This window comes from Chloroflexota bacterium (genome assembly GCA_016875535.1).
Taxonomy (GTDB): domain Bacteria; phylum Chloroflexota; class Dehalococcoidia; order SHYB01; family SHYB01; genus VGPF01.
This window is the reverse complement of record VGPF01000056.1, coordinates 1-11,710: the sequence shown is the minus strand read 5'-3', so window position 1 is coordinate 11,710 and position 11,710 is coordinate 1. Positions and strand designations below refer to the sequence as shown.

The window sequence follows — 11,710 nt, the reverse complement described above, 5'->3', positions numbered from 1 at the left end:
TACGCCGGACATGAGACAACGACGCGTGTGCATCTAATCCCGCGCCTTGGCCACATCAAGCTCTCTAAGTTAGAGCCGGCAGACATAGACAAGGCATACGCCGCGATGCTTGCCGAGGGGACGTCCCCAAGTATGATCCAGCACGCCCATCTTCGACTCTCCAAGGCGCTGAATGATGCACTCCGCCGCAAGCTTATCTACCGCAATCCCTGCCAGATCGTGACGCCGCCGAGAGTCACGCGGAAGGAACTCCGCCCACCCGACGCCGATGCCATCCACCGGATCCTTGAGGCAGCGAAGGGCAAAGAGTATTACGAGCTATTCTTTATCGCCTTCCATACCGGCCTTCGGAGAAATGAGACGTTGGCCTTGCAGTGGAGAGACGTAGACCTGGACATGGGCACGATCTCAGTGAATCGGAACATTTATCATGCAAAGGGTAGCCAGACTCATTATCACGAACCCAAGACCGCCAAGGGTCGGCGCTTAGTCAGCCTCACGCCATCTTCGATCCTCGTGCTCCGGGCCTTGCGTGAGCGCCAGCAGGCCGACGCCGCGACCTTTAGCTATCAGGTCACCGATGACAGTCCCGTCTTTCGCTATCGCGACGGCCTACGGATGTTGCCCCGCGCCGTAAGTGGTGCGTTCAAGAAGCTCGTCCGCAAGCTCGGCATGGACGGCTTCAACTTCCATACGACGCGCCATGCCCACGCTACTCTGATGCTCCGGCAAGGCGTCCACCCGTCCATCGTGCAGTCCCGCCTCGGCCACAGCCGCGTGTCAACGACGTTGGATATCTATTCCCATATCCTGCCCGGCCTGCAAGAGGCCGCCGCCCTACGCTTCGAGGAAGGCCTGATGGCAGCGAAGAAGCCTGAGCAAGCCAAAGAGCCGGTAACAGGGTGAATGGGTACAAAAACGGGTACACAGCCGCAAGATCAAAAGGCCCTGGGAACCACCACCAGGGCCTTTTCACCCTGTTAGGAAGTGGTGGGCAGTAGTGGATTTGAACCACTGACCCCCCGCGTGTGAAACGGGTGCTCTAACCCCTGAGCTAACCGCCCTGGCCTACGAGTCCGAGAAGAGGAATAAGGAGTGCCAACGATAGGTTTCGAACCTATGACCTAGCGCTTATGAAGCGCCCGCTCTGCCACTGAGCTACGTTGGCACTGGATGCGGGCGACCTGACGCCAGCCCACAATCGGAAAATATAGCACAGCCAGGAGGAGAGGGCAACGAAAATCGGCGTGACAACAGGAGTGGGAAAGGGGCGGATCGGTCAGAAGACCATGTAGGAGCCGCCGTTGGCGTGAAAGGTCTGCCCCGCCATGGCGATGCCTGGCTCCGTTGCGGCAAAGGCGACGACGCCGGCCACTTCCTCCGGCCGCTGGGCGCGCATGTAGGGCGAGCCGCGCACCTCGGCTGCGAAGGCCTCTTCCTCTGGGCCGGACTCCTGCCCCATGTTGGTGATAATGCGCCCGGGGGCTACGACGGTCACGATGATGCCGTAGGGAGCGACCTCCCAGGCAAGGACCTTGCTGAAGATGTTGACGCCGGCCTTGGTGGCCGCGTAGACGCCGAGACCCTTGATGGGCTGGACGGCCGCTCCGGAGGCGATGTTGACGATGCGGCCGCTCCGCTGGCGCCGCATCACGGGGATGACGGCCTGGCAGGCGAGGAAGGTGCCGCGAAGGTTCACGTTGACGAGCCGATCGAAGGTCTCATCCTTTACCTCTTCGACGCGCTCGCGGGCGACGATGCCGGCGATGTTGGCGAGGATGTCAATGCGGCCCCAGGAGGAGACGACGCTCTTCACCATTGCCTCGACGCTCGCGCGGCTCGTGACGTCGGTCTGCACAAAGAGGGCTTCGCGGCCCGTCTCGCGCGCGATGGCCTCTGCGGCCTTCTTGCCCCAGTCGTCGCGGATATCGGCGATAGCGATGGCTATGCCCTTCCTGGCGAGGGCGAGAGCGGCGGCGCGGCCGAGGCCCCAGGGGCGGGCCGCCCCGGTGACGATGGCGACAGTTCTCTCCTGCGGCATGCGAGGGACTATATGGATATACGGCAGGGCGGTCAACCGTTGTTCATCCCGTAGGGAGGCGTGAGACAGGCTTCTTGAGGCTGGATTCCCCCTGTGCTACACTTCGTTACCGCATTCACAATGCCTTGGTGAGGACAGCTTTTGTGAACGCTCTCTACATCACATCGCTGACGAAGGGCGCCGGGAAGACCGCCATCGCGGCATCGCTGGTGGCTCTTTTCAAGGAGCGAGGCAAGGCCGCTGGGTACATCAAGCCTGTGGCCGCCTTCGCCGATGCCGTCCCTGCCGGCTATACCGATGGCGACGCCGCCTTCTGCAAGCAGGCGCTGGGCCTGGCGGAGCCGGCGGCGGTTATGGCGCCTGCCGCCGTAACGGTCAAGTCGCTGGCGGGCGGCTTGGGCGCAGAGCTTTCGACGACTGTGCGCAAGCGGTTGGCCGACCTGAGCAAAGGCAAAGAGACCATCGTTGTGGAGGGCTTGCCTACCGCCGAAGAGACGGCCACGGCATCGAAGGAGCTTGCGGCAGTGTGCGAGGCGAAGGTCGTCGCCGTTGTGGCTGGAGAGCGCGGGATGGCGATGGATGGCGTCGTTGCGCTCAAGGCGCAGTTCGGCGAGCGATTCCTCGGCGTGATCCTCAACGGCGTGCCGGAGCTGAACATGCGCTCGGTGCGGGAGGAGATCGCGCCTGCGCTCGCGGCGAAGGGCGTGCGCGTCCTCGGCGTCATCCCGCAGGACCGCTTGCTCCTCAGCCTCTCCGTGGCCGATTACACGCAGCTCCTGGGCGGGCGCGTAGTGACCAGCGATGAGAAGATCAACGAGCTTGTTGAGCACATCATCCTCGGCGCGAACGTCGTTGATTCGAGCGAGTTCTACTATGAGCGGATGAGCGGCAAGGCGCTGGTGACCCGGGCGGACCGGCCCGATCTGCAATGGAATGTCCTGGGGGAAAAGACCAAATGTCTTATCCTCACGGGCGGGAAGGATCCGATCCCGTACGTGACCGACCGTGCGGCGGAGGCGGGCGTGCCCGTGGTAATTGTGGCGAAGAGCACGCTGGACACGGTGGCGGCGATGGAATCGTTCGTCACGAAAGCAACTTTCCACTATCCGCAGAAACTCGCCCGCGCGAAGGATCTCCTGAAGTCGCACGCCGATCTCCACGCGCTCGGCGTATAGCTCGCCGCGCGGAATCTCCCGCGCGCTGCGCGCGGTCGCACAGGCCCGCTTGCCGCGATCTTCGCCGCGCGAATTTGTTCGCAGCTATTGCATCCCTGTGGAGATTTGCTACTATTAGTTTTGTAAACCACTCTACTTGGGAGGCGGGTGAGATTGGAAACGCTAGGTGTTCACGTGCTGGTCGAGTGCAAAAACTGCGATCCGGCAAAATTGAATGACCTTACGTTTGTAAGGGACACGCTGCTCGGAGCCGCCGGAGATTTGGGCGTCCACATCCTGGGCGACAAATTCCATAAGTTTTCCCCCCAGGGCGTCACCGGCATCGTCGCCATTTCCGAATCTCACTTCAGCATCCATACCTGGCCCGAATACGGCTACGCCGCGCTTGACGTCTTCACCTGCGGCGACTTCAATCCCCGCAAGGCCGCCGACTACATCTTGAAGAGGCTCGGGGCCAAAGACTCGGAGATCAAAGAGATCAAGCGGGGATTCGTCCCCGTCGCCGCTCTCCGCTAGGCCGCGATGACCTCCGGCAGCGGCGAGTGGTACACCGAGCGGGTCAGCCCGACCCTCATCCAGCAGTTCAAGCTGCGCGCGCGCTTGTTCAAGGGCGCATCCAAGTTCCAGCCCATCGAGATCGTGGAGACGGAGCCGATGGGGCGCACCCTCCTCCTTGAGGAGAAGACCCAATCGGCGGAGAGCGACGAGTTCATCTACCACGAGGCGCTGGTCCACCCCGCGCTGATCATGCATCCGAATCCGCGCCGCGTCTTCATCGGCGGCGGCGGCGAGGGCGCCACGCTGCGGGACGTGCTGCTGCACAAGAGGGTGGAGCGGTGCGTGATGGTGGATATTGACGGCGAGCTGATGGAGATCTGCAAGCGCTACCTGCCGTCGTGGCACGAGGGGGCGTTCGAGAATCCACGGGCCGAGGTCATCGCGGGAGACGCCCTGGCCTACCTGCGCCGCACCAAGGAAACGTTTGACGTCATCATCATGGATATCAACGACCCGCTGGAAGGCGGGCCGGGCGTCCTGCTCTACACCGCCGATTTCTATCGTATGCTGCTGAAGCGGCTGAAGCCCGGCGGCATCATCGTCACCCAGGCCGGCCCTGCGAGTTACGGCACCGCTGGGCTGCACAGCGCCATCTGCAACACCGTCCGCAAAGGGACCGGCAAGGTCTTCCCCTATACGGTCAACATGGTCTCCTTCGCCAGCGATTGGGGCTATGCGATGTCCGGCCCCGGGGCGAAGCCGCTCTCGCTGACGGCGGCGGAGATAGACCGGCGCATCAAGCGCCGCCTCTCCCGCCCGCTGCGCTACTACGACGGGCAGGCGCACATCGGCATGTTCAACCTGCCGAAGTGGCTGCGGGAGAAGATCGCCCGGGAGAGGCGCACGATCACGAAGGACCGCCAGGTCTACCTCGAGGCGTAGCGGCCTGTAGCTCTCTCAGGGGTACAATAGTCTCATGTCACGCCGCCGACCTCCATTCCGAGGGCCGCCGCAGCGCCTTGAGCGCCCCTCACTTAGGGCCGAGCGGGGGCCCGGGAGCGAAACGGCGTGGCGTGGCGAGACGGCGCGCTGGTATGACAGCCTCTCCGGCGAGCGCGGCAGCGACTACCACCAGAAGGTCGTCTTTCCCGGGGTGCTACGCCTCTTGGGCGCAGTCGCAGGCCGTCGCGTTCTCGATGTAGCCTGCGGGCAGGGGGCCTTCGCGCGGATGCTGGTGCAAGGGGGCGCGCGCGTCACGGGCGTGGACGCCTCGCGGGAGCTTATCGAGCGCGCGAAGCGGCAATCGCCCAGGGAGATCACCTACGTCACTGGCGATGCGACGCGCCTGCAAGGGCTGGTGCAAGGGCCCTTCGATGCCGCGGTCTGCATCCTGGCGGTGCAGAACATCGACCCCGTGGAGCTCGTCTTCGCCGGGTGCGCGAAGCTCCTCGCGCCGAAGGGACGCCTGGTGGTGGTGATGAACCACCCGGCCTTCCGCGCGCCCAGGCAGAGCGGCTGGGGCTGGGACGAGCAGCGCAAGCTCCAGTACCGCCGCGTGGATGGCTATCTGACGCCGAACAAGATCCCGATCCAAGTCCATCCCGGCGCTCAGCCCGGGCTGGTGGCCTGGAGCTTCCACCGCCCGCTCCAGGCCTATGTGAGCGTCCTCGCTGCGGCCGGCTTTGCCGTTGACGCGCTGGAGGAGTGGGCCTCCCACCGGGAGAGCCAGCCTGGGCCGCGGGCGAAGGCGGAAGACCGGGCCAGGGATGAGATCCCGCTCTTCCTGGCGATGCGGGCCGTGCTGCTTTTGTAGGCGGCCATCGCGCCCGCCGAGCCGGACGACCGGTTGCGCCTGAGACTGAGATATACTTTCTTTCCCTATGGCCGATTTTCTCCAGGGCTTGAATCCCGCCCAGCGTGAAGCCGTCGAGTCTATTGACGGGCCGGTGCTCGTCGTCGCCGGGCCGGGCAGCGGCAAGACGCGCGTCATCGTCCACCGCATCGCCTACCTCATCAAGACGTGTGGCGTGCGCCCCTACCGCATCATGGCCGTGACCTTCACCAACAAGGCGGCTTGCGAGATGGTGGAGCGCGTTGACCGCCTGGTAGGGGAATCGGCCAAGGGGCTGACCATCGGCACCTTTCACGCCATCAGCGCCCGCATCCTCCGCATCGAGGCTGAAGCGGCGGGCCTGGAGCAGAACTTCGTCATCTACGATGAGGACGACCAGAGCGCCCTCATCAAGCGGGCGATGCAGGAGCTGAACCTGGACCCGAAGAAGTTCGGCCCGGGGGCGATCAAGCACACGATCTCGGCGGCGAAGGCGAAGCTCGTGACGCCGGGGGCCTTCGCCCAGAGCGTCGCGGGCTACTTTGATGAGGTGGTGGCGCGGGTCTACGAGCGCTATGAGGGCCTCCTGCGCCAGTGCAATGCCATGGACTTCGACGACCTCATCACGCGCCTCGTGCATCTTTTGGAGAAGAACCACGATCTGCTCGAGAAGTACCAAGAGCGCTACGTCCACGTGCTGGTGGACGAGTTCCAGGACACGAACGCCGCGCAGTACCGCCTCGCGCGACTCATCGCGGGCCGCCATCGCAACCTGTGCGTCGTCGGCGATCCCGACCAGTCCATCTATTCCTGGCGGCAGGCCGACCTGACGAACATCTTGAACTTCGAGCGCGACTTCCCCGGGGCCAAGGTCGTGAAGCTGGAGCAGAACTACCGCTCGACCCAGACCATCGTGGAGGCGGCGGCGAAGGTCATCGCGCTGAATAAGGCGCGGAAGGCCAAGGAGCTGTGGACGGACAATAGCACGGGCGTGCCCATCACGGTGATTGATGCGCTGGACGAGCAGGACGAGGCGCAGACGGTGGTGGGCGAGATCGACACGCTGGTGAAGCGGGAGCGCATCCGCTACGGCGATTGCGCCGTCCTCTACCGCACCAACGCCCAGTCGCGACCTCTGGAAGAGGCCTTCGTCCGCTACGGACTTCCCTACCGGCTCGTGGGCGCCACGCGCTTCTACGAGCGGCGCGAGGTGAAGGACGTCCTGGCCTACATGCGCCTGATCCACAATCCTTTCGACGATGTGAGTCTTCTGCGCATCGTCAATGTCCCCTCGCGAGGGATCGGCCAGCGGAGCCTGGATGAGCTGGCGCGCTGGGCCGGGCAGCAGCAGGTGCCGCTCTATACGGCGATCCAGCTGCTGGCGCAGCCCGAAGAGGGCGCGGCGAGCGGGCTGCCCGACCTGGGGGCGCGGGCCGTGAAGTCGCTGACGACCTTTGTGACGCTGATTGACGAATTGGGCGCGGAGAGCCGCGAGGTCAGCGTCGCGCGCTTCGTTGACCGGGTGCTGGAGCGCACCGGCTACCGCGATTCGCTCCTGGCGAGCGACGAGCGCGGGGACGAGCGGCTGGAGAACGTGGGCGAATTGAAGACGGCGGCCGACCAGCTTGTCTACACCGGGGAGAGCGACCAGCTCGGTCAGTTCCTCGAAAATGTCGCCCTCGTCTCCGATCTCGATAATCTGGACCAGCGGGCCAACGCCGCGAACCTCATCACCCTGCACCAGGCAAAGGGTCTCGAATTCCCCGTCGTCTTCATCGTCGGCCTTGAGGAGGGCGTCCTGCCGCACATCCGCTCCTTCGAAGACCCGGCCCAGATGGAGGAGGAGCGCCGCCTCTGCTATGTGGGCATGACGCGCGCCCAGAACCGCCTCTATCTCCTGCGGGCCTACCGCCGCGCCGCCATGGGGATGCGCAGCAACAACCCGGCCTCGCGGTTCTTGAGCGACATCCCGGCGAAGCTGACCGCCAACCCGCGCAGGCACAGAGAGCAGCGCAGCTACGTCTCGCCCTCGACGGCGTCGGTCTCCGCGGGCCGCGCGCCCGAGGGAGCGGCGTTGCTCCCTTCCTATATGAAGCCTGCCGAGCCAAAGCAGCCCGTGGCGATCGCCTTCCGCGCCGGAGAGCGCGTCCGGCACAGCGGTTTCGGCGAAGGCGTCGTCGTCTCCTGCGTCCCGGATGGGAGCGACCAGGTGGTGACGGTGGCCTTCCGGGGGAATACGGGCGTGAAGCGTTTATTGCACAGCCTGGCGAATCTGCAACGGTTGGAGGGCTAGATGAAGGTTCTCGGCATCGAAACATCGTGCGACGAAACATCGGCGGCCGTCATCGAAGACGGCTCCCGCATCCTCTCCAATGTGATCTCCTCCCAGGTGGAGATCCACGCGCGCTATGGCGGCATCGTGCCGGAGATCGCCTCGCGCCAGCACGTTCTGCAGATCGTCCCCATCGTGCGCGAGGCGATGGCGCGGGCGAAGGCCGATTGGGACGATATCGGCGCCATCGCCGTCACCTCCGGCCCCGGCCTCGCCGGCGCGCTCCTGGTGGGCGTGAACTATGGGAAGGCGCTGGCCCTCGGCAAGGGGAAGCCCCTGGCGGGCGTGAATCACCTGGAGGCGCACATCTATGCCAACTGGCTCGGACTCAACGGCGAGCCGGGAAAGCCGCCGGAGCTGCCGAGCCTCTGCCTCATCGTCTCCGGCGGGCACACGGACCTGGTGCTGGTGCGCGGCCACGGCGACTACGTTTTAGTGGGACGCACGCGCGACGATGCCGCGGGCGAGGCCTTCGATAAAGCTGCGCGCATCCTCGGCCTCGGCTATCCGGGCGGGCCCGCCATCCAGAAGATCGCGGAAGAGGCCAAGGGCCCCGTGGAGCTGCCGCGCGCCTGGCTGAGAGGCTCCCACGATTTCAGCTTCAGCGGCCTCAAGACGGCCACGCTTCACCTGGCGCAGGAGCTGGGCCTCTATCCGCCGCCTGAGGGAGAAGAGGCGAAGGGCTTGCTCCGGGCGAAGGTGGCGGATGTGGCGGCGGGCCTCCAGGAGGCCGTGGTGGATGTGCTGGTGACCAAGGCGGTGGAGGCGGCGAAGGCCTATCGCGTGAGGTCTGTGATGCTGGCGGGAGGCGTCGCGGCGAACAAGCCGCTGCGCCAGCGCCTGACCGAGCGCTCCCCGGTGCCCGTGACGATCCCGCCCTTCGTTCTCTGCACGGACAATGCCGCGATGGTGGCGGCAAGCGGCTATTACTCGCTGATGCGCGGCAAGCAGGCCGGCCTGGACCTGGACGTTTCGCCCAACATGCCCCTTGTGGCGGCGCGTTAGGCGGGCGCGGCGAAGGCGCACCCCCGGCAGCGGAGGGCGAAGCAGCGCGACTTATAGAGGCCGATGAGCCCCTGATGGCGCCGCGCCGTGGTGACGATGGTGCGCGCCCGGCCCGGGAGCAGCAGGGCCTCCATCCGCTCCGTGATGTGGTTCTCCGCCAGAGGCGGGTGCATCCCGTAGAGGCGGCGGCATTGTTCTGCGAGCGATGCATCCGCTCTTCTGTGCGCCAGCGCGCTGAAGAAGGGAAGGACGATATTGACGACGATCTCGGCGGCCCGCGCCTTCCCCAGGAGCGTGGGGCTTTCGGCGCATGGCGCGCCGAGATCGGCATGCCGCGCCCAGTAGCCCTCCGCTGTGACAGTGAGCGCGCGGGCGATGGACGATGCGGCGCCTTCCCGCGCCGCTGCTGAGAGGGCGACTTCGATTGTGGGGGAAAGGCCGCCCTCCAGATTTCCGGCGAGAAGCCGCGCAAGGGCTGCGATGCGCCTGGGCGGCGCATTCTCCGGGCGGACGCGGAAGGCGCGCCAGGGGAGCGCCGGCGCTGGGACGGCGGGCGCATGCGCGCGCCACAGCGCCTCAAGGCGCGTGGCGTAGGCATCGCCTTGGATGCCGCGCTGGGCTGGGAGCAGGCCCGCCGCGCCGAAGAGGAGCGCCTCGACTATCTCCAGGCGATCTGCCTGGGGCGAAGCGTAGGCGGCTGCTCGGAGCTGCGCGCGAGGCATCCGCTCCGCCAGGGCGCGGAATGCCTCGATATTTTTGGCGTAGCCGAGGGCTTCGCAGAGGGCGGTGTGCAGCGCCTCCTCCGCGCCCTGAGCGGCGATGGCGGCGGCGAGCGAGGAGGCCTTTGCCGCAAAACGGCCTTCGCCTTCGCGGTCAAGAAAGCCGCCGATCGCCGCGTCATCCCAGGCATCTGCGCTGTGGACGCACGGGCGCGCGTCGTCAGCGATGGGCAAGGGCGCGACGTCCGGAGAGATGTTCGGCCTGTAGGTGATAGCCTCGGCCGGAAGGTCGGTTCTACTCGAGCCGCCTTGCCAGAGGACGTGGAGGACGACTTTGCTATAGGCCGGGTCCCGATGATGGCCGTGCTGACGCCAGCCTGACGGGGCAAGGTGCAGCTCCACATCGCCGTGGAGGAGGCGGCCATCGGCCCGCTCGATAAGGGCCCCGAGGAAGTCAGGGCCGGAATCGGTGTTCGGCCAGCCGGGAAAGAGGACGCGGACCGGGCGGCCATCCGGCGTGGCCAGAGCCGACGCGCTCGGCTCCTGCCGCGCCCACTGCCGTTGCAGGCGGCGCTCGCTGGGAGTGTCAGCCTTTGGCATCGGGCGGCTCCGGCGGGGTCATGTCTAGGCGGGCCTGGTAAGCCTAAACCTATAACCTTCCGTCTTTCATTTTACTTGAAGGAACATCAAAGCGGGAACCACTGACCTTTGCAATGCTGGGTGACGCGTTCAATGGCTCGTCCTTTCATCTGTAGACTTTCACCCCATTATCCTCCCACAGTCTTTATAGGCTGTGTACGGGGATTGCCGTTGTTTCTATTGGCCTGATGGAGAGTTTGTAGAGTACTTTCCGCTTCGGTAGGTCCTAAAGAGGCTTGAAGCGAAAGCGGCGAACGCAAAATAGACCCGTTGTTTTGTATTGTTTTCGCTTTACCGTTGTGGTTGCTTTTACGCTTCGTGCTTCGTTTAACCCCGCGCTTTGTCCACGCTTTGTTTTGCGCTTTAGTAACGTTCCTGAAGCCCCTTCGCAACACTTCGTGCGTTTGGAGACCCGTACACGTTCGCCAGACATAGGGGAAATGTGATCGGTGCGCTACGAGTATCGCTTTGACAGCCAAAATGTGTCGTGGAAAGTCCTAAGATCCATTTGACATCTCAACGTAAAGCGTACGCGTTTGAGAGCAAAATAGACCTGTTGTTTGGCTTTTTATTTCGCTTCACCGTTGCGCTTTGCCTTTACGCTTCGTGCTGCGCTTTTCTTCGCGCTTTACCCACGCTTCGTTCTTTCGCTTTGGAGGCACGTTGTTGAGGTTGCCGTATTAGACACATTGGCGATATTAGGCCAGAAATCCGACTAAAACTTCCAGAGCATCTGATCCAGCCTATTGGCCGGGTCAATCCAAACTTTCCAATCGTGAAGGTCTGAGTGCGACTGTTTGATACCACCGATCCTGTTCTGAATTGGCCTATTGAATAACTTGTTTGTATCGGCAAGGGCTCGGCCTTCACCCCTCCGATATGGCAGTGATCCAGCGGTTTGGACAATGTCCCAGGGGACGTAGACATTGTTGACGGTCCAGACTCTCTTTAGGTTTGGGGTGTACTCAGTACGAATTGGAGTTCCTAAAAGGATCAAATGCGAAATGTTCAAGTCTAGCTCGGTAGCAAGCATTGCTACGTTACCACCGTGACTATGGCAAATCAGCTGTAGATACCCTCGAGGTTCTAGATGTCCATTTACCCAGTCGACCAAAGCCCGTGCGGCCCGTCTTCGATCTTTATCGTTGTTTGCACCTGGCCAACGAAAGTAATCCGGAGAGGTGTATAAGTTCCTAACCTGACTAGCAACCCCATTCATAAAAGAGGAGTTGGGCCTCCACCAATCTAAGTGCGCAGCTCCAGTACCGTGGACAACAGTAGTGATTGATTTGCGCTTTTGGGTATGACCTGCCCCCAGACTTTGTACCACTCGCTATGTTAGTCCGGCGGAACTGCTGAACGCCAGTCGTGGCAACATCGCCTCAGGCGCTGGCGGGCGGTAGCCGAGGGCGCTGTGGGGCCGGGCCTCGTTGTAGATTCGCCTCCACTGTCCGAGGAGCACCTCCACCT

11 protein-coding genes and 2 tRNA genes are annotated in these 11,710 nt (G+C 63.8%); 7 read left to right on the top strand and 6 right to left on the bottom strand.

Going from position 1 to position 11,710, the window contains the following annotated elements:
* Positions 1 to 906: site-specific integrase (locus FJ039_11690; GenBank protein MBM4406812.1), on the top strand; the 906-nt coding region annotated here is incomplete at its 5' end.
* Positions 907 to 988: 82 nt separating this feature from the next.
* Here FJ039_11690 and FJ039_11685 read toward each other — a convergent pair.
* The 3 genes from FJ039_11685 to FJ039_11675 form a co-directional block, all read right to left on the bottom strand.
* A tRNA-Val gene (locus FJ039_11685) sits at positions 989 to 1,064 on the bottom strand.
* A 32-nt stretch (positions 1,065 to 1,096) separates the two neighbouring features.
* Positions 1,097 to 1,168, bottom strand: a tRNA-Met gene (locus tag FJ039_11680).
* A gap of 111 nt (positions 1,169 to 1,279) precedes the next feature.
* Positions 1,280 to 2,041, bottom strand: coding sequence for an SDR family oxidoreductase (locus FJ039_11675; protein MBM4406811.1), 762 nt, complete (start codon positions 2,039 to 2,041; stop codon positions 1,280 to 1,282).
* Between the two features lie 74 nt (positions 2,042 to 2,115).
* Here FJ039_11675 and FJ039_11670 point away from each other — a divergent pair, with 74 nt between their 5' ends.
* The 6 genes from FJ039_11670 (at position 2,116) to tsaD (ending at position 8,882) form a co-directional block, all read left to right on the top strand.
* The gene (locus FJ039_11670) at positions 2,116 to 3,216 is read left to right on the top strand and encodes a phosphotransacetylase family protein (GenBank protein MBM4406810.1); all 1,101 of its coding nucleotides are present in this window, start codon (positions 2,116 to 2,118) and stop codon (positions 3,214 to 3,216) included.
* Positions 3,217 to 3,369: 153 nt separating this feature from the next.
* Positions 3,370 to 3,732, top strand: coding sequence for an adenosylmethionine decarboxylase (gene speD / locus FJ039_11665; protein ID MBM4406809.1), 363 nt, complete (start codon positions 3,370 to 3,372; stop codon positions 3,730 to 3,732).
* A 6-nt stretch (positions 3,733 to 3,738) separates the two neighbouring features.
* On the top strand, positions 3,739 to 4,656 hold the full coding sequence (locus FJ039_11660; GenBank protein ID MBM4406808.1) for a spermidine synthase: 918 nt from the start codon (positions 3,739 to 3,741) through the stop codon (positions 4,654 to 4,656).
* Positions 4,657 to 4,690: 34 nt separating this feature from the next.
* Positions 4,691 to 5,527, top strand: coding sequence for a class I SAM-dependent methyltransferase (locus FJ039_11655; GenBank protein ID MBM4406807.1), 837 nt, complete (start codon positions 4,691 to 4,693; stop codon positions 5,525 to 5,527).
* Positions 5,528 to 5,594: 67 nt separating this feature from the next.
* The gene (locus FJ039_11650) at positions 5,595 to 7,838 is read left to right on the top strand and encodes an AAA family ATPase (protein ID MBM4406806.1); all 2,244 of its coding nucleotides are present in this window, start codon (positions 5,595 to 5,597) and stop codon (positions 7,836 to 7,838) included.
* The gene (gene tsaD / locus FJ039_11645) at positions 7,839 to 8,882 is read left to right on the top strand and encodes a tRNA (adenosine(37)-N6)-threonylcarbamoyltransferase complex transferase subunit TsaD (GenBank protein ID MBM4406805.1); all 1,044 of its coding nucleotides are present in this window, start codon (positions 7,839 to 7,841) and stop codon (positions 8,880 to 8,882) included.
* Here the strand turns inward: tsaD and FJ039_11640 are convergent.
* From FJ039_11640 to FJ039_11630, 3 genes are all read right to left on the bottom strand, one after another.
* Positions 8,879 to 10,201, bottom strand: coding sequence for a DUF2851 family protein (locus FJ039_11640; protein ID MBM4406804.1), 1,323 nt, complete (start codon positions 10,199 to 10,201; stop codon positions 8,879 to 8,881). The genes tsaD and FJ039_11640 overlap by 4 nt on opposite strands.
* 754 nt (positions 10,202 to 10,955) lie before the next feature.
* Entirely contained in the window at positions 10,956 to 11,570 is a 615-nt protein-coding gene (locus FJ039_11635; GenBank protein MBM4406803.1) for an alpha/beta fold hydrolase, read from the bottom strand.
* Positions 11,571 to 11,573: 3 nt separating this feature from the next.
* Positions 11,574 to 11,710 (bottom strand): transposase (locus tag FJ039_11630; GenBank protein ID MBM4406802.1); only part of this gene is annotated, 137 nt, incomplete at its 5' end.